This window comes from Rhodococcus sp. OK519 (assembly GCF_003051005.1).
GTDB lineage: Bacteria > Actinomycetota > Actinomycetes > Mycobacteriales > Mycobacteriaceae > Prescottella.
On the sequence record NZ_QAOW01000004.1, the window covers coordinates 330,141 to 356,297 of the forward strand.

Consider the following 26,157-nt stretch of genomic DNA (forward strand, 5'->3'; position numbering starts at 1 on the left):
GATATGCAGGACCCATCGGTCGATGTGTGTCCCACCCTAGTTGGCGGAGCGCGGTCGGCGCGCATCTGCCCCGGTCACCGGAACCGGTGCCCGTCACAGCAAGGTGAACGAGACCTCGACGAGACCATTCGGCCGCCGTCAGGCCTCTTCGAGCAACTCGGGGGTCACGGCCGACTCCGTGTCGGGGAGTCCGAATTCCTTCGCCTTGCGATCGGCCATCGACAGCAGACGACGGATCCGTCCGGCGACCGCGTCCTTCGTCATCGGCGGGTCCGCGAGCTGACCGAGTTCCTCGAGCGAGGCCTGTCGATGCTTGACACGGAGAGAGCCCGCGGCCGCGAGATGATCGGGCACGTCCGCGCCGAGGATCTCGAGCGCACGCTCCACCCGAGCAGCGGCCGCGACGGCTGCCCGTGCCGAGCGGCGCAGGTTGGCATCATCGAAGTTCGCCAGACGGTTGGCCGTCGCACGCACCTCGCGGCGCATGCGCCGCTCCTCCCACGTCAGGCGCGTGTCCTGCGCACCCATCCGCGTGAGCAGCGCACCGATGGCCTCGCCGTCCCGGACGACGACACGGTCGGTGCCCCGGACCTCACGGGCCTTGGCCGCGATGCCCAGCCGGCGCGCGGCGCCGACCAGGGCGAGCGCGGCCTCCGGACCCGGGCAACTGATCTCGAGCGCAGACGAGCGGCCCGGTTCGGTGAGCGACCCGTGTGCCAGGAACGCACCCCGCCAGGCGGCCTCGGCGTCTCCGACGCTGCCACCGACCACCTGCGCGGGAAGGCCCCGCACCGGCCGACCACGCATGTCGAGGAGCCCGGTGCGTCGGGCCAGCGCCTCACCGTCCTTCGCGACGCGAACCACGTAGCGCGAACTCTTGCGCAGGCCACCGGCACTGAGCACGTGTACATCCGTCTGGTACCCGTACAGGTCGAGGATCTCGCCGCGCAGCCGCCGCGCGGTCGAACCGAGGTCCACCTCGGCCTCCACCACCACGCGGCCGCCGACGATGTGCAGACCGCCCGCGAACCGCAGCAGCGCCGACACCTCCGCCTTGCGGCAGCTGATCTGGGTGATCGTGAGCCTGCTGAGCTCGTCCTTGACCTCGGCTGTCATCGCCACGAGGCGCTCTCCCTTCCACCGACTGTCCGTTCGGCGGCTCGTTCGATGTCGTCGCGGCCGGTCGCCGGACCGGCCTGCCTGTGCCGCTCCGCGAGGAGCGCGAGGACATCCGCGAGCTTGGCCGCGTGATGCTTGTGGCTGCCGTCCTCCGCGACGTCCGCGTAGACGACCTCGGCGCCCAGTTGCCTCGCCGCCCGACACAGGTGGTCCCGTTCGCGACCGGCCGGCACGGACGCCGAGTCGACGACGACGTGGTCGACACGAAATCCTGGCGCGTGTTGGCACAGTACGTGCAGATGACGCTCCGCGGAGAATCCTGCGGTCTCCCCCGGCTCCGGCGCGAGGTTGAGAACCAACACCTTCCTGGCCGACGTGCGCATCAACCCGTCGAGCAGTTCGGGAATCAACACGTGCGGGATCACACTCGAGAACCACGATCCGGGGCCGAGGATCGCGAGGTCCGCCGTCGCGAGCGCCGCGAGCGCGTCGGGGCAGGCAGGCGGATCGGCGGGTAGCAGGCGCACCCGGCGAACCTTGCCGGGGGTGGTGGCCACCGCGACCTGGCCGCGGATGCAGCGACTGACCCGAGGATCCGTCTCGAGGCCGACCACGTCGGCCTCGATCTGCAGGGCCTGCGTCGACATCGGCAGCACTCGCCCCTCGACCTGGAGTAGACGGGCGAGGGTGTCGAGTGCCGCGATCGGGTCGCCCAGCACCTCGGTGAGGCCCGCGAGGATCAGGTTCCCGACGGAGTGCCCCGCGAGCGCGCCGGACCCGCCGAAGCGGTGCTGCACGGTCTCGGTCCACGACTGGACGTCCGGGGTCTGCGCGGCCAGTGCCGCGAGTGCCATCCGGAGATCGCCTGGCGGAATCATCCCCAGTTCGTTGCGCAGTCGCCCCGAGGAACCACCGTCGTCGGCGACGGTGACGACGGCGGTCACGTCGGAACTGAGCCGACGCGCCGCGCTGAGCGTCGCGTAGAGGCCGTGGCCGCCGCCGAAGGCGACGATCCTGGGCGCACGGCCATCGGTGCGGGTCGAGACGTCCGTCATTCGCGCCCCACATCGCGGTGGACGACGCGGACGGACAGACCGTCCTCGCAGCCGAGTCGCGCAGCAAGTGCCTCGGACATCGCAACGCTCCGATGCTTGCCGCCGGTGCAACCGACCGCGATCGTCATGTAGCGCTTTCCCTCCCGGCGGTATCCCGCCGTCGTCAGTGCGAGGAGTCGCATGAAGGTGTCGAGGTACTCCTCGGCCCCGTCACGGGACAGGACGTAGTCCCGTACCGCCTCCTCCAGCCCGGTGTGCGGGCGAAGTTCCGGAATCCAATGGGGATTCGGCAGGAATCGGACATCGCAGACCATGTCCGCGTCCATCGGCAGCCCGTGCTTGAACCCGAAGGACTGCACGGTCACCTGGATCGCGCCGGTGGCCTCACCACCGAAGGCGGTCTCGATCTTCTCGCGCAGTTCGCGCACCGACAGCGCCGAGGTGTCGACGACGAGATCGGCGGACGCCCTGACCTGAGCCAGCTTGGCCCGTTCGGCCGCGATTCCCTCGGACAGCGTGCCTTCCTTGCTGTCGCTCTGCAACGGATGGCTGCGGCGCACGTGCTCGAAGCGCCGGACCAACACCGGATCGTTGGCCTCGAGATACAGCACCCGGATCTGCACCGGCATGGCTTCGAGGGCGGTGACGACCCGGCCGAGGTCACCCGTGAACGGTCGGCTGCGGATGTCGATCACCACCGCGAGGCGGCTGATCGGCGGATCCGACTCCACGCCGAGTTCGACCATCCGCGTGATCAGTTCGGGCGGCAGGTTGTCGACCACGTACCACCCGAGATCCTCGAGCAGCTTGGCCGCCGTGCTGAGCCCCGCCCCGGACAGACCTGTGACCAGCGCGACCTCCACGTCTCCCCCACCACGTACCTGCTGGTCGTTCACTCGCGACTGTGTCCTGTTCGTTCCGATGCGCCGATGTCCGTCACATCATCCCCCACCACGACGCCTCCCGCAGCGACATCTGCGGCGGCCTCGCCGGTCGAGGGCGCTCCGCGCTGCCCGGACGTCGGTTCGGCGAGGGCCGCGAGCACGGCCTGCGCGGTGGTGACGCCGATGCCGGGCACCGCCGTGATCTCCTCCACCGTCGCCTCGCGGAGCTTGGCCACCGAGCCGAAGTGCGTGACGAGTGCGGTACGGCGCGTCTCTCCCAGGCCGCGCACCGAATCAAGCGCCGACGCCGTCATCCGCCGCGAGCGCTTGCTGCGGTGGAACGTGATCGCGAAGCGGTGCGCCTCATCGCGGACCCGCTGCAACAGGTACAGCGACTCGCTCGTGCGCGGCAGGATCACCGGGTCCTCCTCGTTCGGCACCCACACCTCCTCGAGTCGCTTCGCCAGACCGATCACCGCGACGTCGGTGACCCCGAGTTCGTCGAGCACCTCCGCGGCCGCGTTGACCTGCGGGGATCCGCCGTCGACGACGAACAGGTTGGGCGGGTACGCGAACTTGCGAGGCCGGCCGGTCTGCGGATCGAGGGCCGCTTCGGGCGCCTGGTCGCCGCCATCAGCACCGGCGCCACCACCGGAGGCGGCGTCCCGGTTGTGTCGCAGGAACCGGCGCCGGGTGACCTCCGCGATACTCGCGACGTCGTCCGAACGCCCGTCGCCGGCGGCCTCCCTGATCGCATAGTGCCGGTAGTCGGACTTGCGCGGCAGTCCGTCCTCGAAGACCACGAGCGACGCGACCACGTCGGTGCCCTGCACGTGACTGATGTCGACGCACTCGATCCGCAACGGGGCCGAATCGAGATCGAGTGCCTCCTGAATGCCCTGCAGCGCAGCAGATCTCGATGTGAAGTCGCCCGCACGCCGCAGTTTGTGCTGCGCCAGCGACTCCTTGGCGTTGCGTTCGACGGTCTCGGCGAGCGCCTTCTTGTCGCCGCGCTGCGGGACCCGGAGCTGAACGGCCGAACCTCGCAGCGTCGAGAGCCACTGCTGGAGACCCTCGACATCCCGCGGCAGCGCCGGTACCAGCACCTCGCGCGGAACGGCATTCGCCGGCTGGTCGGCCTGCGCGCCGCCCTCGGAGAGCGCGGCCTGCTCACCGTAGAACTGGGTGAGGAACTGCTCGACCAGGATCGCCAGTTCGGACTCGTCGCCCGTGTCCGCCGCGACCGCGTCGCGTTCGATGGCGTCGCCGGCCTTCTCCACCACCCAGCCGCGCTGTCCGCGGACCCGCCCACCGCGAACGTGGAAGACCTGCACCGCCACCTCGAGGTCGTCGGACGCGAATGCCACGAGGTCGGCGTCGGTGCCGTCACCGAGCACGACGGCCTGCTTCTCGAGAGCTTTCTTCAACGCGCCGACGTCGTCACGAAGCCGCGCGGCGGTCTCGAAGTCGAGGTCCTCCGCCGCGTCGTGCATGCGGGTCTCGAGCTGCCGGACCAGGCGATCGGTGCGGCCCGACAGGAAGTCGCAGAAGTCCTCCACGATCTCCCGGTGCTCGGCGGCACTGACCCGCCCCACGCACGGCGCCGAGCACTTGTCGATGTAGCCGAGCAGGCACGGCCTGCCGATCTGGTTGTGACGCTTGAACACTCCCGCCGAACACGTGCGCGCCGGGAACACCCGCAGCAGCAGGTCGAGGGTCTCGCGGATCGCCCACGCGTGCGAGTACGGACCGAAGTAGCGCACACCCTTGCGCCGCGGTCCGCGGTAGACGAACAGCCGCGGGAACTCCTCGTTCAGGGTCACCGCGAGGACCGGATACGTCTTGTCGTCCCGGTACCGGACGTTGAACCGAGGGTCGAACTCCTTGATCCAGTTGTACTCGAGCTGGAGCGCCTCGACCTCGGTACTGACGACGGTCCATTCGACGCTGCCCGCGGTGGTCACCATCTGACGGGTGCGCGGGTGCAGCGACGAGACGTCGGCGAAGTACGAGTTGAGCCGCGAACGCAGACTCTTGGCCTTGCCGACGTAGATCACGCGGCCGTGCGGGTCTCGGAACTTGTACACGCCCGGATCCGCCGGGATGGTTCCCGGCGCGGGTCGATAGGTGGAGGGATCGGGCACGGTTCCAGGCTAGTCGGAGGTACCGACGGCACTCACTCGGCGCGTGAGCCCGTGTACTTCGCCTCGAGGTCGCGGAACCTGCGAACGGCCTGCACGGCATGCTCACGGTCGTTCGCCTGGATCGCCATCACCGGGACGTATTCGTCGTCGGGCAGTTCGATCCGGGCCCACGACGCGCCGTCCGGGAACGACATGCCCTGGTCGAGATCCCAGTCGACGACGCGCTCACCGAGGATGTTGCGCACCGCGATGCCGCGCGGACCGACCCGCAGGCGCGGACGGGTGAGCAGAAGCACACCACCCGCGAGAAGGAGACCGATACCGGCCATCGCGAACTGGTCGACGAGACGGAAGTACACACCCGTCGCGGACGTGCGCAGCAGGATGGCCAGCGTGACGTGCACCAGTACGAGCACGCCGGCCGCGATCATCGCGTAGCGCGGCGACTTCTTGGACCGGACCTCGAAATCCCAGTCACTCTTCGTGCTCATCGCGAGGTCGACCCCGTCCGCTTCCGTCGTAGCTGCGCAAGCGTCACGGCGGTGTCGATCGCCGCCGCACACGCCTCGCCGCCCTTGTCCTCGACCGAACCCGGCAGACCGGAACGGTCCAGCGCCTGCTGCTCGGTGTCGGTGGTGAGCACACCGTTTCCGACCGGGACACCCTCGTCGAGGGCCACCCGCGTCAGACCGGCCGTCACCGCGTCGCACACGTACTCGAAATGCGGTGTGCCACCGCGGATGACGACACCGAGCGCGACGACGGCGTCGTGCGACTTCGCGAGTTCCTGAACCACGACCGGCAATTCGACCGCGCCCGCGACGCGAATGATCGTCGGGTCCTCGATCTGAGCCTGCTTGGCGACCCGCTTGGCGCCCGCGACGAGCGCCTCACTGATCTCCGGATGCCACTGCCCCGCGACGATCGCGAGCTTGAGGCTCTTCGCCATCCCCAACTGGAGATCGGGGCGCCCCTCACCGCTCACAGCGCGTCACCGGCCTCGAACTCGTCCAGGCCCACCATGTCGTGGCCCATGCGGTCACGCTTGGTGCGCAGGTAGGTCAGGTTCTCGGCGTTGGCGCGCAACGGCATCGGAACTCGGTCGGTGATCTGGAGTCCGTAGCCGTCGAGCCCGACCCGCTTGGCCGGGTTGTTCGTCAGCAGGCGCATCGACTTGATGCCGAGATCGACGAGGATCTGCGCGCCGATGCCGTAGTCCCGCGCGTCGGCGGGCAGCCCGAGCTGCAGATTGGCGTCGACGGTGTCCGAACCGGCGTCCTGCAGCTGGTAGGCCTGCAGCTTGTGCATCAGGCCGATGCCGCGACCCTCGTGGCCGCGCATGTACAGGACCACACCGCGGCCCTCCTGCGCGACCATGTCGAGCGCCGCGTCGAGCTGCGGACCGCAGTCGCAACGCAGCGACCCGAACACGTCGCCCGTCAGGCACTCCGAGTGGACGCGCACCAGCACGTCGTCGCCGCCGTCGACGGAAAGGTCGCCGCGGACGAGCGCCACATGCTCGACCTCGTCGTAGATGCTCTTGTAGCCCACAGCGGTGAAGTCGCCGTGACGGGTCGGGATGCGCGCCTCGGCCACCCGAACAACGTGCTTCTCGTGCTTGCGGCGCCACGCGATCAGGTCCGCGATCGAGATCAGGGCCAGATCGTGGTCGTCGGCGAAGACACGCAGCTCGTCGGTCTGGGCCATGTGGCCCTCGTCCTTCTGGCTGACGATCTCGCAGATCACGCCGGCCGGACGCAGATCGGCCATCCGGGCCAGATCGACCGCGGCCTCGGTGTGTCCCGGACGACGCAGCACGCCGCCCTCCTTCGCCCGCAGCGGCACGACGTGACCCGGGCGGGTGAAGTCGTTGGCGCCGCTCTCCGGATCGGCCAGCAGACGCATCGTCGCGGCACGATCCGACGCCGAGATACCGGTGCCGATGCCCTCGCGGGCGTCGACGGTCACGGTGTAGGCGGTACCGTGCTTGTCCTGGTTGGTCGCGTACATGGGCGGCAGGCCCAGCCGGTCACAGTCCTCGCCGTCGAGCGGAACACACAGGTACCCCGACGTGTAGCGCACCATGAACGCCACGAGTTCGGGGGTGGCCTTCTCGGCGGCGAAGATGAGGTCGCCCTCGTTCTCGCGATCCTCGTCGTCGACCACCACAACCGCTTTACCTGCGGCGATGTCTGCGACTGCGCGCTCGATGCTGTCGAACCTGGTCACGTGCTTGGGCTCCAAAATCTTGAACTGGTGTGCTCGAGTATGTCCCGGCGCATCGCTTCAGATGCACCTCAACAGTACGACCTCGCGTGACGAGGTCGTTATTCCGGCTACCGTCCGGCAGCCGTGTGCAGGCGCTCGACGTACTTGGCGATGACGTCGACCTCGAGGTTGACGGGCGTGCCCGGTTCCGCCGCACCGAGGGTGGTCAGCGCGAGCGTCGTCGGAATCAGCGAGATCTCGAAGTATTCGGCACCCGGTTCACCGCCGAGCGCGGACACCGTGAGGGAGACCCCGTCGACGGTGATCGAGCCCTTCTCCACGACGTAGCGCGAGATGGTCGACGGCAGCGAGATGCGCACGACGGTCCAGTTCTCGGACGGCGTCCGGCTGATGACCTCGCCGGTGCCGTCGACATGCCCTTGGACGATGTGCCCGCCGAGGCGACTGTTGATCGCGGCCGCGCGCTCGAGGTTGACGCGGCTACCGACCTGCAGTGCGCCGAGACTCGACCGCACCAGCGTCTCGCGCATGACGTCCGCGGTGAACGCCTCGCCGCCCTGGACGTCGACCACCGTCAGACAGACGCCGTTGACGGCGATCGAGTCGCCGTGGCCGGCGTCCGAGGTGACCAGCGGTCCCTTGACGGTGAACCGGGCCGCGTCGGCCAGATCCTCCTTGGCGACGATCTCGCCGAGTTCCTCGACGATTCCGGTGAACATGTCTTCGCTCCCTTGGATCGATCAGCTACTGATCACGGGGATCAGATTCAACAACAAGTCATCGCCGAGGACCTCGACGCTCTCCCGCCGAAACCGTAGCGCCTCGGCAATCGTGGACACCCCAGCATCTTCCACTGCGTGGGACCCCGCGCCCAGCACGACGGGTGCGAGGTACGCCTGGATCCGATCGACCCGTCCGGCGGCGAGGAAGGCACCCGCCAGCCGCGGCCCACCCTCGACGAGCACGTCATCGTGATCCGTCAGAGCTGCGAGAACGTCGTCGACGTCCCGGGTGCGCACCATCAGGGTGGGCGCCGCGTCGTCCAGCACTCTCGCGGTGGCCGGGATGTCCCGCGTTCCGACCACGACCCGCAGGGGCTGGTGCGGGGCGAGGGAGCCGTCGGGCAACCGCGCGGTGAGCCACGGATCATCGGCGAGGACCGTCCCGGTGCCGACGACGATCGCGTCGAGCCGCGCCCGGTCGGCATGCACGCGGGCGCGCGCGTCGGGTCCGGTGATCCACTGGCTCGTGCCGTCGTCGGCGGCGCTGCGGCCGTCGAGTGTGGCGGCGAACTTCCACGTCACGTGCGGGCGCCCGGTCCGCTGCCGGTGCAGCCACGCACGGAGCGGACCGCGTTCGACGTCGTCGGCGAGCAGCCCGCCGACAACCTCGATCCCCGCCCCGCGCAGGGCGTCGGCGCCACCCGCGGCAGTCGGGTTGGGGTCGCCCACCGCGTAATGCACCGACTCGACGCCGGCGTCGATCAGGGCCTGGGAGCACGGGCCGGTCCGGCCCCGGTGATTGCAGGGCTCGAGCGTGACGACCGCGGTTCCGCCGCGGGCCCGCTCCCCCGACTCGGCCAACGCGACCACCTCGGCGTGCGGACCACCGGGCGGACGCGTCGCGCCCACACCGACGACCTCACCGGACGCGTCGAGAATCACCGCGCCGACCGGAGGGTTGGGGCTGGTGCTGCCGCGCGCAGCCTGGGAGGCGTCGATCGCGAGCCGCATCGCGGCGTCGAGCGAGGTCACCGCGAGTCTCGTCAGATCGCCAGCGTCAGGTGCGGCGATGCCTTGGCCGCCTGCTCCCGCAGTCCGCGGACCGCCGCGGCGGGGTCGGCGGCACCGTAGACCGCGGATCCCGCGACGAAGCAGTCGATGCCGGCCTCGGCGGCCTGTTCGATGGTGTCGACGTTGATGCCGCCGTCGATCTCCACCAGCAGCCGCAGGTCCCCGGAGTCGACGAGCTTGCGGACGGCGCGGGCCTTGTCGAGGACCGCCGGGATGAACGACTGTCCGCCGAATCCGGGTTCGACGCTCATCACGAGCAGCGTGTCGAAGCTCTTCAGGATCTCGAGGTACGGCTCGATCGGCGTGTTCGGCTTGATGCTCAGGCCGGCCTTCGCACCCGCGGCGCGGATGTCACGAGCGACCGCGATCGGGTCGTCCGTGGCCTCGGCGTGGAACGTGACGTTGTGCGCCCCGGCTTCCGCGTACGGCGGCGCCCAACGGCCCGGATCGTCGATCATCAGGTGGCAGTCCAACGGGATGTCGGTGGCCTGCAACAGGCTCTGCACCACCGGCAGTCCCAGCGTCAGGTTGGGCACGAAGTGGGCGTCCATGACGTCCACGTGCAGCCAGTCGGCGCCGGCCACGGCGTCGGCCTCCTCGGCCAGGCGCGCGAAATCGGCGGAGAGGATGGACGGTGCGATCATCGGGGTTGCCACGACGGCGAGTTTAGTCGGCGGACCGCGACCGATCGCCGGTGCCGGGGTGCCGCCTGGCGGGCACCCGTCCGGCAGGCTGTGTCACCACCGGCCCCGCCGGCGGATGCACCGTCGGCATCACGCGAACCTCGTTGTGGTGCAACGTGATCGACGTACCGTCGTGCTGCAGCGTCAACTCGTCGCCCACCACGAGGTGGTACCGCGTCTCGACGTGGTCGATCTCCACGCGCAAACGACATCCCGCGGCGGCCACCCCGAACGCGAGGCGATCGATGCCCTGCGGCAGCGTCGGCCGGAACGTGATCCCGGACCGACGTCGGCGCGCGCCACCGAATCCTTGGACGAGGACGATCCAGATGCCGGCGAGCGAGGCGAGGTGCAGGCCGTCGCTGGTGTTGTGTTCCAGGTTGTGCAGGTCGATCAGCGCCGTCTCCCCGAGATAGTCGAGGGCGAGATCGACGGCGCCGACGTCGGCGGCGACGACCGCCTGACTACACGCCGACAGCGACGAGTCCCGCACCGTGAGCCGCTCGTAGTACGCGAAGTTCCGCGCCCTCTGCTCGTCCGTGAACTCGTCGGGGACCCACTGCATCGCCAGCACGACGTCCGCCTGCTTGACCACCTGCTTGCGGTACAGGTCGAAGTACGGAAAGTGCAGCAGCAGCGGATACTGCGCAGGCGACGTCGACGCGAAGTCCCAGACCTGGCGATCGGTGAATCCGGAGGACTGCGGATGCACGCCGCGCGGCCCGTCGTACGGGACGAACATTCGCGCCGCGGCGGTGCGCCAGCCACCGAGTTCCTGGTCGGTGATCCCGAGATCGGGCATCCGCTCGCGGTGGCATTCGACCACCGCGACCGCCGATTCCAGATTCTCGCGCGCCATCAGGTTCGTGTAGAGGTTGTTGCGCACGAGCGCGCTGTACTCGTCCGGGCCGGTGACACCGTCGATGCGGAACGACCCCTCCTCGTCGAAGTATCCGAGCGAGTGCCACAGCCGGGCCGTCTCGACCAGCAGGTCCAGGCCGACGGTCCGTTCGAATTCGCCGTTGCCGTTGGTCCGGATGTAGCCGATCGCCGCGCGCGCGATCGCCGCGTTGACATGGAAGGCGGCCGCACCCGCCGGCCAGTAGCCGCTGCACTCCTTGCCGGTGATCGTCCGCCACGGGAAGGCTGCCCCCTCGAACCCCAGTTGGCGGGCCCGGTTGCGGGCCTGATCGAGCGTCGAATGCCGCCAGCGGAGCGCGTCGGCCACGGCCCGCGGCAGGACCGACGTCAGCACCGGCAGCACGAACATCTCGGTGTCCCAGAAGGCATGACCGTCGTATCCGCGGCCCGTCAGCCCCTTCGACGCGATCGCGGTGCCCTCGGCGCGAGCCGACGCCTGCAGGATGTGGAACAGCGCGAAGCGCACCGCCTGTTGGATCTCGGGGTCGCCGTCGACGGTCACGTCGGCGAGCGCCCAGAACGCGTCGAGGTACGCGCGCTGCTCGGAAACCAGCCCGTCCCAGCCACTCTCGCGGGCGAGCGTCAACTCCCCCGCCACCTGGTCCCGCATCGCCGGGGCGGTGCGGCGCGCCGACCACGCGTGCGACACATACTTGACCATCCGCACGCGTTCGCCCTGCGACAGTTCCGACGTGATCGTCACCCGGCCCTGATCGGGGTAGCTCTCGACGTCGATGTGCACGCCCGGTCCGGTCACCTCGTGGTCCATCGCAACGGCGATCCGCAACCCACTCTGGGCCGTGGTGTGAGTCAGTTGGACGAGGGCCTCGTGGTGGAAGTTCTCCTCCGCGAAGAGCGGTTCCGCCAGGACCGCGGCCGCACGCGGGTCCGCCTCCTGCTGCGGCATCGGCTCGTTCGCGACGAGTTCCGACTGCAGGACCACGCGGGCGGGGCCGTCCAACGCCTCGACGACGTAGTCGATCGCCCCGACCGTGCGTTGCGTGAACGACACAAGTCGTGTCGTGGTGACCCGGACGGTCCGGCCCGCGGGCGAGCGCCACTCGACCTTGCGCCGCAACACTCCGGCCCGCAGGTCCAGTTCCTGTTCGTGCACCAGGATCTTGCCTCGGCGGACGTCGAACGGTTCGTCGTCGACGAGCAGGCGCACGATCTTGCCGTCGGTGACGTTGATGATGGTCTCGCCCGAATCGGGGTAGCCGTAGCCGGGCTCCGCGTACGGCATCGGCCGTACCTCGTACACACCGGCCAGGTAGCTACCGGGCAGGCCGTGCGGGTCCCCCTCGTCGAGGTTGGCCCGCCAGCCCAGATGCCCGTTCGCGAGCGCGAACAACGATTCCGTCTGTGCGAGGACGTCGAGGTCGAGGGTCGTCGCGCGGAGACTCCACGGTTCGACGGTGAAGGCGGGATGGGTGATCATGCGGCCGTCCTCCCACTCACGGGCCGGCCCACTGCGATCGGGCCGGTGAGTCCACGCTAGGACAGTGGCGCGCTCACGGCACGAGAACGGCGGCGCCGCCGAACACTCCACCGGCGAGGTCGGCGAGCGCCTTGTCTGCCGCATCGAGCGGATATCGATGCGCGCTGACCCGCAGGCGGTGCTGCTGCGCGAACGCGAGGAACTCGCGCGCATCGTCCCGGGTGTTCGCGGTGACACTGCGCAGTTGGCGCTCCCGGAACAGGTGACGCTGGTAGTTCAGCGGCGGGATGTCGCTGAGATGAATGCCGGCAACCGCCAGCGTGCCGCCCGCGTCGAGCGCCTCGAGCGCCGGAAGCACCAGGTCACCGGCAGGGGCGAACAGAATCGCCGAATCCAGCGGCTCCGGGGGCGGATCGGCTGCCCCCTGAACGGATGCGGCGCCCAGGCTGAACGCAAGTTCGCGGGCCTCGGCCCCGCGAGTCATCACGTGCACCCGCGCGCCCCGGGCGAGTGCGACCTGCGCAGTCAGATGCGCGCTGCCCCCGAACCCGTAGATGCCGAGACTGCCGCCGTCAGGCAGATCGGCCCGCTGCAATGAGCGATAGCCGATGATGCCCGCGCACAGCAGCGGAGCCAGTTCCACGACCGGGTAGCCGGTCGGCAGTTCGAGGGCGTAGTCGGCGGGCACCGTCGTGTACTCGGCGTAACCCCCGTCGGCGTCCCACCCGGTGTACGTCGAATAGGGGCACAGGTTCTCGTCGCCGCGAACGCAGTACCGGCAATGCCCGCAGGTGCCCCGCAGCCACGCGACACCGACCCGCTGCCCCACCGAGAATCGACCACCGGCCTCGTCGCCGACACCGACGACCTCCCCGATCACCTCGTGCCCGGGCACCACGTTGAGCCGGTGCGGCCGCAGCTCGCCCTCGACGACGTGCAGATCGGTTCGGCAGACACCGCATGCCAGCACTCTGACCAGGAGTTCCTTGCTCGTCGGCCGCGGGAGCAGCTCGCGCCCCAGATGCAGCGGACGATCGGTGAGCGGGCCCGGTCTCGTGGTCCGCCAGGCGCGCATGGTGGTGGCCGGCATCGTTGTACTCGAGGTGCGCGAGTTGTCAGTCCGCATACAAGATCCGTACTTCGTCGCGAAGGCGCCGGCGGGACCGGTACACGGCCTCTTCGGAGAGTGCCGCGGTCGCCACTTCCAGGATGCCTGGTTCGACGCGCCCACAACAAGGGGGAACCGGAGGAACCGGTCGGCCCGGCGGCAGATCTCATGCGCAGACGGGAACCAGCAGTCAGGATGGAGACACCTTCGCCCCCCGAACGGAGGACCGCTCGATGGCCACAAGCCCGAACGACCTCGCAACCGACGACGAACTCCGACTGCTCCACCGGTACTGGATGGCGGCCAACTATCTGACGGTCGCGCAGATCTACCTGCGCGACAACGTCCTGCTCCGACGACCGCTGGTGCCGCCGGACATCAAACCCCGCCTGCTCGGGCACTGGGGCACGAGTCCCGGCCTGTCACTCGTGTATGCGCACCTCAACCGGCTCATCCGACGCACCGACGCGGATGTGCTGTTTATCGCCGGGCCCGGTCACGGCGGCCCGGCCGTCGTGGCGAACACGTATCTGGAGGGCACGTATTCGCAGTTGTATCCGGATGTGACACCGGATGAGGCGGGGCTGCGCAGGCTGGCGCGACAGTTCTCGACCCCGGGCGGAATCCCGAGCCATTCCGGTGTCGAGACTCCGGGCTCGATCAACGAGGGCGGCGAACTCGGCTATTCGCTCGCGCACGCCGCCGGCGCCGCGATGGACAATCCGGATCTGATCGTCGCATGCGTCGTCGGCGACGGCGAGGCCGAGACCGGTCCCCTGTCCGCTTCGTGGAAGGTGCCGTTCTTCCTCGACGCCACGAGGGACGGCGCCGTGCTGCCGATTCTGCACCTCAACGGCTACAAGATCTCCGGACCGACGGTGCTCGGGCGCCGCACCGACGACGAGGTGCTCGCGGTGATCCGCGCCTTCGGGTGGGACGCGGTGCTCGTCTCCGGCGACGATCCGATGCAGGTGCACCGCGACCTGGCCGAAACCCTCGACCGCGCCCATACCGCGATCACCCGAATCCGCCGCGACGCCCGCGACTCGGGCTTGCCGGACCGGCCGCGCTGGCCCGCTATTGTGCTCCGCACCCCGAAGGGCTGGACGGGCCCGGACGTCGTCGACGGCGTCCAGGTGGAGGGGACGTTCCGCGCGCACCAGGTCCCCATCGCCGACGTCCGCGAGGATCCCGCCCACCTGCTCAGGCTCGAGGAATGGATGCGCTCGTACGCACCGGACGACCAGTTCGATCCGCAGGGCCGCCTGGTACCCGAACTCGCGGCGCTCGCCCCGACGGGCGATAAACGGATGGGCGCGAACCCGCACGCGAACGGCGGCCGACTTCTACGCGACCTCGACCTTCCCGCGGTGGCGCGGTACGCCGTCGACGTGCAGGCGCCCGGTGCGACCCACCACGAGACGACGCGTCCACTGGGCGAGTTGCTGCGCGACATCTACGTCGCCAACCCGGACAACTTCCGACTGTTCTGCCCCGACGAGACGAACAGCAACCGACTCGGCGCGGTGTTCGAGGTGACCGACCGCTGCTCCGCCGGGACCGTCGTCCCGGGCGACGATCACGTCGGTCGCCACGGCCGCGTGATGGAGGTGTTGTCGGAGCACCTGTGCCAGGGCTGGCTCGAGGGCTATCTGCTCACCGGGCGGCACGGCCTGTTCGCGACCTACGAGGCATTCGCCATGGTGAGCGCGTCCATGACGATCCAGCACACCAAGTGGCTCGAACGGGCCCGCTCGCTCGACTGGCGCGCACCGGTCGCGAGCCTGAACATCCTGCTCACCTCCACCTGTTGGCGCAACGACCACAACGGGTTCTCACACCAGGGTCCGGGGCTGATCGACACGGTGCTCTCCCTGTCCGGCGGTGTCACCCGCGTCTATCTGCCTCCGGATTCCAACTGTCTGCTGGTGGTGGCGGAGCACGTGTTCGCCGAGCGGGACTGCGTCAACCTGCTCGTCGTCGACAAGCAGTCGCATCCGCAGTACCTCCCACTCGAGCAGGCCCGCGAGCACGTCGACGCGGGCGCCTCGATCTGGGACTGGGCGGGCACCGAGAACACCGAGGGCTCCCCCGGCGCCGAACCCGACATCGTGCTCGCGTGTGTCGGCGACGTGCCCACCGAGGAGACGCTCGCGGCCGCGGCACTACTGCGCGGACACGTCCCGGATCTGCGGGTGCGGGTCGTCAACGTCGTCGACCTGATGTCGATGGCGCCGCCCGACGTGCATCCGCACGGGCGCTCGCACGAGGACTTCGCGCACTTGTTCACCGAGGACGTCGACGTCGTCGTCGCGTGGCACGGCTACGCCCGCGCCTTCCACCAGTTGCTGCACGGCCGGATGAACCCCGATCGGTTCCACGTCCGCGGCTATACCGAGCAGGGTTCGACGACGACGCCCTTCGACATGGTGGTGCTCAACCACATGAGCCGCTACCACCTCGCGATCGAGGCGCTGCGACGATCCACTCGGACGCCGGCCGGCGCCGAGGCCCTGTCCGGGTACTGCGAGCGCATGCTCGAACGCCATCACGGATACGTGCGCGAGCATCTCGAGGACATGCCCGAGGTCCGGAACTGGGTGTGGCCCGAACCTGTGTGATCAGCAGTTGCCGTGCAATCGACCACCGAATGTGCAAGATTCGACACAGATTATCTCCCGAAGACGCCTGATATCTTTTCGAGAGGAGCACCTGTGTCCTGTAACGCAAACCCCGACCCGCGCTCCGCTCACCGGACGGGTCCCGCCCGCGCGCCGAAGTGCGTCGTCACAGTCGTCCCGGCCCACGACGAGCGAGATCTTCTCCCGCGCTGCCTGACAGCATTGGACGCCGCCGCACGACGCTGCCCGGTGCCGGTGCGGACGACGGTCGTCCTCGACGCCTGCACGGACGGCACCGAGGCGGTGATCCCCGAGGGCGTAGCTCGGATCGACGTCCGAGGCCGCAACGTGGGCGCCGCTCGGGCCGCCGGCTTCGCCGCGAGTGGATGCGTCGGCCGTGACGACGTGTGGTTCGCGACCACGGACGCGGATTCGGTCGTGCCGGAATCCTGGTTCGTCGACCAGTTGGTGTTCTGGGCCGACCACGACGCGATGGTGGGCACCGTGCGCGTCGATTGGACGCATCACACCGCTGCGACCAGAAGTCGATACGAACGTCGGTATCGCCGACGCGACGGCTCGGTGCACGGTCACGTACACGGGGCGAACCTCGGGATCCGCGCGGACGTGTACGGCGCCCTCGGTGGCTTTCACGCCCACGCCACCGGCGAGGACGTGGACCTCGTCGACCGTCTGCAGCGCGCCGGGCACCGCATCGCGTGGGACGAGCAGAGCATCGTCTCGACCTCCGATCGCCGCGATCCCCGGGCACCGGGGGGCTTCGGCCAGTACCTGCACTCCGTCGCCGCGGCGAGCGGATCATCGGGCCTCGTGGTCAGCGCTGCGGCCGTGGAGGAACGATGACGATGAGTTCGGTTACCGTCCATCCGAACGTGACACCCGACGACGCCACCGGTTGGCCGTTGCCGGGGTCGGGCGGCACGAGGAGCAGGTGGCAGGCGCTCACCGACGCGGCGCGCAGCGATCTCGTCGGGGCTCGAATCCTCGAGGCACACGCGGACGCGGTCGCGATCCTCGCCGAACTGCGGGGTCCGCAACCCCGCCCGGGTGAACTCTGGGGCGTGTGGGCCGCAGAGCCGCCCTCACCGGTTCTCACTGCACACCGCACCGCATCGGGTTTCGTGCTCGACGGACGCAAGCCCTGGTGTTCGGGTGCGCACACGTGCACGCACGCGCTCGTGACCGCGCGGCTCGAGGGTGAACGGGCGCTGTACGCGGTCGATCTGCGAGGACCCGACACAGTGGCGGTGCCCGACACGTGGCATGCGGTCGGCATGGCGGCGAGCGACTCCGGGGCTGTGGATTTCGTCGGCGTTCCCGCCGTCCGGGTCGGGGATCCCGGCGCGTACCTGACCCGCCCCGGATTCTGGCACGGCGCGATCGGCGTGGCCGCCTGCTGGTACGGCGGTGCCCTCGCCGTCGCGGACCAGCTCCGGCGTCGCGCGGGCGACGATCCCCACCGGCTGGCCCATCTGGGGGCGGTGGACGCCGCGCTGTACTCGGTGGAGTGCGTCCTCGATGTCGCGGCCGCGGAACTCGACGCCGATCCGACCGATGCGCACGCCGGCCGGATCCGTGCACGACGGGTGCGCGCCGTCGCCGAGGCCGCCGCGACCGAGACGCTCGACCGGGTGGGACGAGCGCTGGGCGCCGGGCCGCTGTGCGACAACCACGCCCACGCGCAGTTGGTGGCCGACCTCACCGTGTATCTCCGCCAGAGTCACGCAGAACACGACCTCGCCGATCTGGGAGCCGCCCTCACCCGACCCGAAAGGAGCATCCTGTGACGGCGAACGCGCCCCGGATCTCGCATCCTCGAACAACGTCCGAACGGTTCGGCGCCGTCCCCGTAGAGGCCGGCGGGACCCCCGAATCCGAGTGGGCCGGGAACACCTCCTTCGCCCACCTCGACGTCCACACATGCCCGGAACTTCTCGTCGCCGCTCCGCATCCCGACGACGAGGTGCTGGGCGTCGGAGCGCTCGCGTCGGAGCTCGCGGCGCGCGGCACCCCGGTGTCCATCCTCTCCGTCACCGACGGTGAAGCGTCACACCCGGACTCACCGACTGTCACACCCGACGCGCTCGCAGCGATGCGCCGTACCGAGTCCGAACGTGCCGCGCAGCGCCTCGGGTTGCCCGCCCCCGACCGACTCGGACTGCCCGACGGCTCCGTCTCGGATCACGAGAAGGAACTCGCAGAGATGATCACCGAACGCCTGCGCCCCGGCGCATGGTGCGCGGCACCCTATCGACACGACGGGCATCCGGACCACGAGTCCGTCGGGCGGGCTGCCGCATACGCCGCCCGGCAGGCGGGGGCGGTGCTGATCGAGTACCCGATCTGGTTGTGGCACTGGTCGTATCCGCTCGATCCGTCCGTTCCGTGGCACCGCGCGAGAACCTTCCACCCGACGGGCCGTCGACAGCGACTCAAGCGGGACGCCGTTGCCGAGTTCACCAGCCAGACAGCGGACCTGTCCCCCGACCCCGCCGATCGCGCGATCCTGCCACCGCGGATCCTCGACAGACTGCTGCGCGACCACGAGACGGTGTTCGTCCCGTGAACCGAATGCCCGACGACTACTTCGACCGGATGTACGCCGACTCGGCGGATCCCTGGGGATTCGGCGAGCGCTGGTACGAGGAACGCAAGCGCGCCCTCACCGCGGCGATACTGCCCCGTCGACGATTCCGCTCGGCATTCGAGCCGGGTTGCTCGATCGGCAATCTCACCGAGGTACTGACACCGCGCTGCGAGCACGTCCTCGCCACCGATGTCGCCGACGAGGCACTCGACCGCGCGCGGTCGCGGCTCGGGGAATGCAATGTCTCGTTCCGACGCTGGGCGCTGGGCGACCCGTGGCCGGCCGAGACCTTCGATCTCGTCGTACTCAGTGAGGTCGCGTACTACCTGCACCCCGAGGAACTGACCCGGGCGCTCGGTGACCTGGTCGAGCACCTGGACGACGACGGGGTGCTCCTCGCAGCGCACTGGCGCCACCCGGTCCCGGACTACCCGCAGACCGGGGACGCCGTCCACACCGTGCTGGCGGCGCAGTCGGGCCTCGCGCGCACCGCGCGGTACGCCGACCCGGACGTTCTGATCGAGACCTTCGAGCCATCCGTCCGCTCCGTGGCTGCCCGCGAGGGCCTGCTGGGATGAGCCGTCCACAACCGACCACGACACCACCGCTGCAGGCCCGTATCGGCCCGCACCTACGAAGGGAAACCTGATCGTGAACAAGATGACCGCGAAGGCGTTGTACAAGCCGCTGTCTCTCGCCACCGGAGTGCTCGGCGGCCTGTTGGCCGGCGTCGCGTTCCGGGAGATCTGGAAGCGGGTCGGCGACGACGACCATGCACCGGACGCGACGGATCTCGAGCGCTCGAACCGGGAAGTTCTGGTCGCCGCGGCGCTGCAGGGCGCCATCTTCGCCGTGGTCAAGGCCGCGGTCGACCGCGCCGGCGCCAAGGGATATCGCGCACTGACGAACTGACCCCGCGGACCGCGGCCGGGCGCGGGGACGAAGCTCAGACTCCGAGTTTCATCCCCGCGCCCGCGTCCACCCTCAACTGCTGGCCGGTGACGAACCGCGACTCGTCCGACGCGAGGAACACCACCGCGTGCGAGATGTCCTCGGGTTCGACCCACGGTGTCGGCATCGCCTGCATGAACGGGAACGTCACCTCGGCGTCCGCGGCCGTCGGGTTCTCGAGATCGGGCCGGAACGTCTTGTACATCGGCGGGCTCTGCAGCATCGGCGTGTTGCAGTTGGTGGGGTGGATCGCGTTGACGCGAATCGAACTGGGGCCCAGCGTCAACGCCAGCGAGTGCGTGTAGGTCGCGATCATCTTTTTGGCGAGGCCGTAGCCGTCGCCGCCGGGGCCCTGCAGCGCTTGCTGTCCGTTGATTCCCGTCTGCGGGACGAGGCCCGCCACCGATCCGGTGGCGATGATCGATGCGCCGGCACCGAGATGCGGCATCGCCGCGTGGATCGTGTTGACGACCCCGACGAAGTCGACGTCGAACGCATCGACGAACCCCTGCGGCGGAATGTGGTTGCCGAGCGGGCAGATTCCCGCATTGGCGACCACGACGTCCAGGCGGCCGAGCTTTTTCACCGCCGCCGTCAGTTCGCGTTCGAGGGCAGCGCGGTCCCGCACGTCCACCTTGGCGGTGACGACCCGGCGCCCGGCCTTCTCGACCAGATGCCCGGTCTCCTCGAGGTCCGCCTCGGTGGCGAGCGGGTACTCGTTGCTGCCGATGTCGGCGCAGATGTCGAAGGCGATGATGTCCGCGCCCTCGTCGGCGAGGTGGACGGCGTGACTGCGTCCCTGCCCGCGTGCGGCGCCCGTGATCAGAACGACTTTCCCGGCAACCCGATTCATCAGTGCTCCTCCGTGGCCGTCCACAGTGAGCGGCGGTGCCGCCGCCCACTGTGGATTAGAACACGTTCGACTGTGACTCAGGCCACGTTCGTCGGGTCCGGATCAGGAGTCCGACGGCCTGCGCAGCGCCGCCATGAACATCGCGTCCGTCCCGTGGCGGTGAGGCCACAGCTGGACGCCCGGGCCCTCGCCCAGGCCCGGGACACCGGGCACCAGCTCGCGCGTGTCGAGGGCGATCGCACCGTGCCGGCGGACCGCGTCCGCCACCACCGCGACCGTCTCGGACGCATGCGGCGAACACGTCGAGTACATCACCACGCCACCAGGACGAACCAGCTTCAGGGCCGACGCCAACAACTCGCGCTGCAGCTTCACCAGCGCGGCCACGTCCGACGGCTGCCGCCGCCACCGGGCCTCCGGCCGGCGCCGCAGCGCGCCCAGGCCGGTGCAGGGCGCGTCGACGAGGACTCGGTCGTAGCCGCCGTCGAGACCCGGGTCGCGGCCGTCCGCGACGTGCACGTCCACCGGCAGGTCCTTGGTGGTCTTGCGTACCAACTCCGCCCGATGCTCGGACGGCTCCACCGCGTCGAGCCGTCCGCCCTCGATGCCGACGAGGGCGCCCAGCAGGGCGGCCTTGCCGCCGGGTCCAGCGCACAGGTCGAGCCATCGCCCACCGTCGGGTCCGTCGAGCGGCGCCAGCGTCAGCGCGCGGGCCACCAGCTGGCTGCCCTCGTCCTGCACCCCCGCGAGACCCTCGCGTACCGCATCGAGCTGGCCGGGATCGCCACCGTCGAGGTGCACCGCGTACGGCGAGTACGGACCCATCTCACCACCGGTGACGAGCGCGAGTTCCTCCGCGGAGATCTCGCCCGGACGCGCGACGAGGTGCACGGTGGGCCGGGCATCATCTGCGATCAGCACGTCCTGCAGTTCGGCGGCGTCGGCGCCGAGGGAGTCCGCAAACGCCTGCGCGATCCACTTCGGATGCGCGTAGCGGAAGGCCAGGTGACCCACCGGATCGGTGACGGCGTCGGGAGCGAGCTCGGCGACCCACTCGTCCTCGGTCTTCTCCGACACCCGTCGCAGCACCGCGTTGACGAACCCCGACTTGCCGGGACCGGCCTCCGCGCGCACCAGGTCCACCGACGTGGCGACCGCCGCGTGCGGGGCGACCCGGGTGCGGAGCAGTTGGTACGCGCCGAGTTGCAGCACGTCGAGCAGCGGCCCGTCGATCTCCTCGACGGGGCGGCCCGCACACGTGGCGATCACCGCGTCGAGCAGACCACGCGCCCGGGCCGCGCCGTACGCCAGCTCGGTCGCCAGAGCGGCGTCGCGGCCGTCGAGCCGCCGCTCCCGAAGGAGGCCCGGCAGAACCAGATTCGCGTACGAATCGCGTTCGCGGACGGCCCGCAGGACGTCGCGAGCCGCGCGGCGTGGCTGATCGACCGAGGCCTGCGCCGGATCCGGGCGGCGGGCCTGGCGCGGGCGATCGTTGCGCCGGCCCGATCCTCCGGGGCGACCACTCGATCCTCCGGCTCCGCCGGATCGCCGTGCCGGTCGCTTCTCGTCACTCACTGTGCTCGTACCTCTCCGTCGAGGCGCGCACCGCGCGCCCAGTCCACTGCCGCCATCTGCTTCTTGCCCTGCGGCTGCACCTGATCGAGGCGCACCGCCGTCGTCGACGTCCCGACGAAGAAGCCGTCCTTGCGAACCTCGATCCGTCCCGGCGGCAGCGTCTCCTGCGCCAACGTCACCGGTCCGACCTTCACCCGCAGATCACCGATCATCGTCCAGGCCCCGGGAGCCGGGGTCACGGAGCGAACGTGGCGGTGCACCGCGAGCGCGGGCTGATCCCACCGGATCCGCGCCGACTCGACCGACACCTTCGGAGCGTGCGAGACGCCGTCGCGAGGCTGCGGGACCGCCTGAACCGACCCCTCCTCGACGCCGTCGAGGACGCTCTCGAGCAGGATCGCACCGCTCTCCGCAAGTCGGCCGAGCAGCGTGCCCGCGGTGTCGGTCGTGCGGATCGACTCGGTGACGACGCCGTACACGGGACCCGTGTCCATGCCCTCGTCGAGCGCGAACACGGTGGCGCCCGTCATCTCGTCACCGGCGTTGATGGCGGCCTGCACGGGCGCCGCGCCGCGCCACGCCGGCAGCAGCGAGAAGTGCAGGTTCATCCATCCGAAGCGCGGGACATCGAGCACCGGGCGCGGCAGCAGATTGCCGTACGCGACGACCGGGCAGGCGTCCGGCGCCAGTTCCTGCAGTCGCGCGAGAAACTCCGGGTCGGACGCCGACTTCGGCGTCAGCACCTCGATGCCGTGTTCGTCGGCGAGCTGTCCGATCGGCGAGCGCACCAGTTTGCGGCCCCGGCCGGCGACGGCGTCGGGCCTGGTGACGACGGCGACCACCTCGTGTCGCTCCGAGTCGATCAGCCGTCGCAGCGACGGCACGGCCGGTTCCGGTGTCCCGGCGAAGACGATCCGCATCAGCGTCGGACCTCCGTGCGCGGGGTACGGGTGGTCCTGCGAGTGGACACGGACTTCACGAGGGCGGCTCCCGGAGCGTCGAATCCCGGCGGTGCCGGGAGGGGGTTCACCCCGCGATTCTACGGAGCGCCCCCATCCCCGGTCAGCGCCGCCTGCACCCGCGCGGTGTCCGCGTCGGACCACCCCTCGGGCTGGAGAATTCGCGCCCACATTCCGGTGGCCTCGGGCCCGTACGAATGGCCGTGCCCGTCCGGCACATCCGCGGAGAACACCATGTCGAGGGTCACCTGCCAGAACGTCACGAACGGCATCCACGTCATGTTGGGGTCCACGTCGCGGCCCCGCGGTTCCTGCAGCCAGTCGGGCTCGTTGAACAGCAGGCTCGGCGACCACCACACGATGGGGTCGCTCGCGTGCTGCCAGTACACGATCCGGCGCGGTTTCCACGGCGTTCCGAGATCGAGGTCCTCGGGTTCGGACGCGAACCGCACCGAGGCGCCGTCTCCGACCACCGGCAGGATCTCCGGCGATCCGGCATCACGGGCCGCCGTCACCTCCTGCCACTGTGGCGTGAAGTTGGGGGTTCCGACCCAGAGTCCGCCGTCGACGCGGGCGGCCATGTCCTGGAATCCGGCGAAGGCGTTCTGGCCGCCGTAGGAGCCCAGGCTCTCACCGAACACCACCAGCCTCGGTCGGGTTTCGACCGGCAGGTCGATCCACCGGGTGAACACCGCGTTGAAGAGGGCGCGCCCGGCGATCTGCGGGCTCTCCCGGTCCGCGATGAACGCCAGCGGGCTCGGCAGGAACGAATACTGCATCGACGCGATGGCCGTGTCGCCCGCCTCGATGTACTCGAGCGACGACGCCACACTCTGGTTCACCCAGCCGCGTCCCGTGGTCGTGTTGACGGCCAGGACCTTTCGCTCCCAGGCCTTCGTCCGGTCCAGTTCGGCGACGACCAGGTTCGCGACCGAAGGCACGGAATCCGCCGACTCGCGTCCGGCGTACACCCGGATCGGTTCCTTCGCGGGACGGCCCGTGACCGCGGTGATGTCCGCAGCACCCGGGCCGCGGCCGACGAACGTGCGCCCCTCCTGCCCGAGCGTGTCCCACGCCTGCGCCGATGCGGGCGACCCGCTCCGCTCGGGGACGGTCGGCTGTTCGACGCCGGCAGCGGTTGCGGTGTCGGCGCCCGAGAAGCTCCAGTTGGCAAACGCAACCAGGCCGTTGTAGAGCGCGCCGTTGACGAGCAGGACTGCGAGCAGGACCGCCACAGCCAGCCCCGCCACGTTGGCAGCGGGCCGCGGAATCAGGCGCCGGGCCAGCGCGGCGAGCTTCCTGGTCCCGACCCGGATGCCCCGCCCCGCTTCGAGCAGCACGAACCAGACGACGAGAGCGATGAGAAACACCAACAGGACGTTGGCCTGGTGGGTGCGCTCGATGCCGACGAGATCACGGACGTAGTTCTGCCACACCCCGCCGAGCACCAGGAACACGGGAACGAGGATCACGGCAGCGACGCCGAGAACCCACCAGCCGATCCGCCGGGTACGCGGCGACCACGACGGTTGCACGCCGCACGAGCGGATCACCCAGGCCGCCAGGCACCCCGCCCCGTAGCCGGCGGCGACAGAGATTCCGGTCGCGACACCCTGCAGGTACCAGGCACGCGGCAGCAGCGAGGGGCTGATGGACCATGTGAAGAGCACCAGGGCGAAGGCGAGCCCCACCGGATGCAGTCGCCGGCCGTACGTCCGCGTCCCGCGCCAGAACCGGCTCAGCGCCGACCGGGAGTCGGCTCCACCGTCGGCGGGTAGGTCGTCTGGCACGTCGGCGGCGCCGGACGTCCTGGTGGCAGCAGTCATGGCCGGAACGATAAGGCCTCGACACCGTTTCGACGCCGCAAACGCCACGCTGCCGCCGTGTCCTGCGGTCTACTGCGAGCGCGGGTGCGTCTGGACCCGCCCGAAACCGAGGCTCGGAGGCCGACATGACGGGAATCGCCACCAAGTTCGACAAGGCCTTCGAAACGCGATCGGTCGACGATCTCGCCGACGCGCCGGTCTCGGCGTTGCAGGGTGTGAGCGATTCCGACGCCGAGCACCTGAAGGCCGCGTTCAACATCAGGACTGTGCGCGATCTGGGCACGAACAAGTATTTCCTGTGGGCGCAGGCCGTGGCGAAACTCGCCGAATGACCCGACACGGACCGTCAGGAGTTACTGACGACGATCATGTCGAGGATCCCGGTCCCCAGCGGGACCGGCCGGCACACCGGTGCGGGGGCCGTGGGATCGAGTTCGCGCACAACCAGTCCGAGCGCGAAGGAGTCGTACACCATGTTGAAGTGTCCACCCTTGTTCTCCGGGCACAGATCCTGCACCGACAGATTCGTCGCACCCGGATCCCGTAGCGCAATGTTGCTGTGGGGCTGGATCATCTCGTCGTAGCGCGAGCCGATCGTGGTGTACCTGACACCGGGCACGGTGTCGCCCCCCGCATTGAGTGCGGCCAGGAACGCGGACCCCTGCATCTGCTGGCTGATCGCCTCCGACGTGAGCCATTCGACGATGCGGTCCGGCCGCGGCAGAAGTCTGAGCAGTGTGACGATCCCGTACATGTTGCCGCCGTACGTGGGCGACGCGACCCCCACCCAGCGATCGACCACCGCGGCGCCCCCGAGTCGATTGACGTAGTAGCGCGCGACGGTGGCGCCCTGCGAGTAGCCCACCAGGTCGACCTTGGCGGCCGTGGTCGCGGCACGCACCCGTTCGACGAAGTCCGCCACCTCGGCGGCGCTGCGCGCCATGTCGCCCCGCGCGTACTTCCCGGGCTTGCCGTCCGAACCGTAGTTGAGCGTGAACACGCAGGCGCCGCGTTCGGCGAGCATCGGCGCCAGGGCGGCCCAGTCGATGTACGAGTCCGAGTCGCTTCCGTGTACAAGGACGACCGGATCCGGATCAGTCGGGCCTGTCCGGCACTCGAAATCGTTCGAGCCGGGCGGCGCCGAGTCCGGATGGTCCTCGGCGTACAGCAGCGCTGCGGCGTGGCGAGTCTGGACCGGACCCGGTTGGGTCGGAACGACATACGACGTATCGGCGGCGGACGATCCCACCGGGAGCGCACCGACGGCCGCCCGCGACGCACCCAGGGCGATCACGAGTACGACTCCCGCCGTTGCCGCGATCATTCGTACGGACCGACCCATACGCACCTCCCGTGGCGGAAAACCTGGACCGTGTCTACCAAGATCACC

At 69.7% G+C, this 26,157-nt stretch carries 24 protein-coding genes; 7 read left to right on the forward strand and 17 right to left on the reverse strand.

Annotated elements, in window-relative coordinates; translation table 11 throughout:
• Positions 1-138: 138 nt before the first annotated feature.
• The 12 genes from whiA to C8K36_RS13940 all read right to left on the reverse strand — a co-directional run bounded on the left by whiA (position 139) and on the right by C8K36_RS13940 (position 13,356).
• On the reverse strand, positions 139-1,116 hold the full coding sequence (gene whiA, locus C8K36_RS13885) for a DNA-binding protein WhiA (protein ID WP_181319557.1): 978 nt from the start codon (positions 1,114-1,116) through the stop codon (positions 139-141).
• Positions 1,113-2,174 (reverse strand): gluconeogenesis factor YvcK family protein, encoded by a 1,062-nt coding sequence (locus C8K36_RS13890; protein WP_107985072.1) that lies wholly within the window; start codon positions 2,172-2,174, stop codon positions 1,113-1,115. Before C8K36_RS13890 ends, whiA begins: the two co-directional genes overlap by 4 nt.
• Positions 2,171-3,070: an RNase adapter RapZ gene (rapZ, locus tag C8K36_RS13895; protein WP_107985073.1), complete on the reverse strand. Its 900-nt coding sequence runs from the start codon at positions 3,068-3,070 to the stop codon at positions 2,171-2,173. Before rapZ ends, C8K36_RS13890 begins: the two co-directional genes overlap by 4 nt.
• Positions 3,067-5,202, reverse strand: coding sequence for an excinuclease ABC subunit UvrC (gene uvrC, locus C8K36_RS13900; RefSeq protein ID WP_107985074.1), 2,136 nt, complete (start codon positions 5,200-5,202; stop codon positions 3,067-3,069). Before uvrC ends, rapZ begins: the two co-directional genes overlap by 4 nt.
• A 32-nt stretch (positions 5,203-5,234) precedes the next feature.
• Positions 5,235-5,693, reverse strand: a complete 459-nt coding sequence (locus C8K36_RS13905) for a PH domain-containing protein (RefSeq protein ID WP_107985075.1) — start codon at positions 5,691-5,693, stop codon at positions 5,235-5,237.
• A complete protein-coding gene (gene ribH / locus C8K36_RS13910) occupies positions 5,690-6,187 on the reverse strand; it encodes a 6,7-dimethyl-8-ribityllumazine synthase (protein WP_107985076.1) in 498 nt (165 codons plus the stop codon). Before ribH ends, C8K36_RS13905 begins: the two co-directional genes overlap by 4 nt.
• Positions 6,184-7,431, reverse strand: a complete 1,248-nt coding sequence (locus C8K36_RS13915; protein ID WP_107985077.1) for a bifunctional 3,4-dihydroxy-2-butanone-4-phosphate synthase/GTP cyclohydrolase II — start codon at positions 7,429-7,431, stop codon at positions 6,184-6,186. The genes ribH and C8K36_RS13915 overlap by 4 nt, the downstream gene beginning before the upstream one ends.
• A 107-nt stretch (positions 7,432-7,538) precedes the next feature.
• Complete coding sequence (locus tag C8K36_RS13920; protein WP_107985078.1) at positions 7,539-8,150, reverse strand: riboflavin synthase; 612 nt, start codon at positions 8,148-8,150, stop codon at positions 7,539-7,541.
• Positions 8,151-8,171: 21 nt separating this feature from the next.
• Positions 8,172-9,164, reverse strand: coding sequence for a bifunctional diaminohydroxyphosphoribosylaminopyrimidine deaminase/5-amino-6-(5-phosphoribosylamino)uracil reductase RibD (gene ribD / locus C8K36_RS13925; RefSeq protein WP_107985202.1), 993 nt, complete (start codon positions 9,162-9,164; stop codon positions 8,172-8,174).
• 32 nt (positions 9,165-9,196) lie between these two features.
• The gene (gene rpe, locus C8K36_RS13930) at positions 9,197-9,880 is read right to left on the reverse strand and encodes a ribulose-phosphate 3-epimerase (protein ID WP_107985079.1); all 684 of its coding nucleotides are present in this window, start codon (positions 9,878-9,880) and stop codon (positions 9,197-9,199) included.
• Positions 9,881-9,890: 10 nt separating this feature from the next.
• The gene (locus C8K36_RS13935; protein ID WP_107985080.1) at positions 9,891-12,266 is read right to left on the reverse strand and encodes a glycoside hydrolase family 65 protein; all 2,376 of its coding nucleotides are present in this window, start codon (positions 12,264-12,266) and stop codon (positions 9,891-9,893) included.
• A 73-nt stretch (positions 12,267-12,339) separates the two neighbouring features.
• A complete protein-coding gene (locus tag C8K36_RS13940) occupies positions 12,340-13,356 on the reverse strand; it encodes a zinc-binding alcohol dehydrogenase family protein (protein ID WP_181319542.1) in 1,017 nt (338 codons plus the stop codon).
• Between the two features lie 251 nt (positions 13,357-13,607).
• On the opposite strand from C8K36_RS13940, the gene C8K36_RS13945 reads away from it, so the two are divergent.
• The 6 genes from C8K36_RS13945 to C8K36_RS13970 all read left to right on the forward strand — a co-directional run bounded on the left by C8K36_RS13945 (position 13,608) and on the right by C8K36_RS13970 (position 19,515).
• On the forward strand, positions 13,608-15,995 hold the full coding sequence (locus tag C8K36_RS13945; protein WP_107985081.1) for a phosphoketolase family protein: 2,388 nt from the start codon (positions 13,608-13,610) through the stop codon (positions 15,993-15,995).
• A 93-nt stretch (positions 15,996-16,088) separates the two neighbouring features.
• Positions 16,089-16,859, forward strand: a complete 771-nt coding sequence (locus C8K36_RS13950; RefSeq protein ID WP_107985082.1) for a glycosyltransferase — start codon at positions 16,089-16,091, stop codon at positions 16,857-16,859.
• Positions 16,856-17,803, forward strand: a complete 948-nt coding sequence (locus C8K36_RS13955) for an acyl-CoA dehydrogenase family protein (protein WP_107985083.1) — start codon at positions 16,856-16,858, stop codon at positions 17,801-17,803. The genes C8K36_RS13950 and C8K36_RS13955 overlap by 4 nt, the downstream gene beginning before the upstream one ends.
• The gene (locus tag C8K36_RS13960; protein WP_258195409.1) at positions 17,800-18,582 is read left to right on the forward strand and encodes a PIG-L deacetylase family protein; all 783 of its coding nucleotides are present in this window, start codon (positions 17,800-17,802) and stop codon (positions 18,580-18,582) included. The genes C8K36_RS13955 and C8K36_RS13960 overlap by 4 nt, the downstream gene beginning before the upstream one ends.
• Positions 18,579-19,181, forward strand: a complete 603-nt coding sequence (locus C8K36_RS13965) for an SAM-dependent methyltransferase (RefSeq protein WP_107985084.1) — start codon at positions 18,579-18,581, stop codon at positions 19,179-19,181. Before C8K36_RS13960 ends, C8K36_RS13965 begins: the two co-directional genes overlap by 4 nt.
• Before the next feature lie 82 nt (positions 19,182-19,263).
• Complete coding sequence (locus C8K36_RS13970; RefSeq protein ID WP_181319559.1) at positions 19,264-19,515, forward strand: DUF4235 domain-containing protein; 252 nt, start codon at positions 19,264-19,266, stop codon at positions 19,513-19,515.
• Positions 19,516-19,549: 34 nt separating this feature from the next.
• Here the strand turns inward: C8K36_RS13970 and C8K36_RS13975 are convergent, their stop codons facing one another.
• The 4 genes from C8K36_RS13975 to C8K36_RS13990 all read right to left on the reverse strand — a co-directional run bounded on the left by C8K36_RS13975 (position 19,550) and on the right by C8K36_RS13990 (position 24,683).
• Positions 19,550-20,407, reverse strand: a complete 858-nt coding sequence (locus tag C8K36_RS13975; RefSeq protein WP_107985086.1) for a mycofactocin-coupled SDR family oxidoreductase — start codon at positions 20,405-20,407, stop codon at positions 19,550-19,552.
• A gap of 102 nt (positions 20,408-20,509) precedes the next feature.
• Complete coding sequence (locus C8K36_RS13980; protein WP_107985087.1) at positions 20,510-21,982, reverse strand: RsmB/NOP family class I SAM-dependent RNA methyltransferase; 1,473 nt, start codon at positions 21,980-21,982, stop codon at positions 20,510-20,512.
• Positions 21,979-22,902 carry a methionyl-tRNA formyltransferase gene (gene fmt / locus C8K36_RS13985; protein ID WP_107985088.1) on the reverse strand — a complete coding sequence of 308 codons (924 nt, stop codon included), beginning with the start codon at positions 22,900-22,902 and terminating at the stop codon, positions 21,979-21,981. The genes C8K36_RS13980 and fmt overlap by 4 nt, the downstream gene beginning before the upstream one ends.
• A 119-nt stretch (positions 22,903-23,021) precedes the next feature.
• A complete protein-coding gene (locus tag C8K36_RS13990) occupies positions 23,022-24,683 on the reverse strand; it encodes an alpha/beta-hydrolase family protein (protein ID WP_107985205.1) in 1,662 nt (553 codons plus the stop codon).
• A 209-nt stretch (positions 24,684-24,892) separates the two neighbouring features.
• Here C8K36_RS13990 and C8K36_RS13995 point away from each other — a divergent pair, with 209 nt between their 5' ends.
• Positions 24,893-25,099, forward strand: a complete 207-nt coding sequence (locus C8K36_RS13995; protein ID WP_107985089.1) for a hypothetical protein — start codon at positions 24,893-24,895, stop codon at positions 25,097-25,099.
• Positions 25,100-25,113: 14 nt separating this feature from the next.
• On the opposite strand, the gene C8K36_RS14000 is transcribed toward C8K36_RS13995, so the two are convergent.
• Complete coding sequence (locus C8K36_RS14000; RefSeq protein WP_258195411.1) at positions 25,114-26,109, reverse strand: esterase/lipase family protein; 996 nt, start codon at positions 26,107-26,109, stop codon at positions 25,114-25,116.
• Positions 26,110-26,157 lie beyond the last annotated feature (48 nt).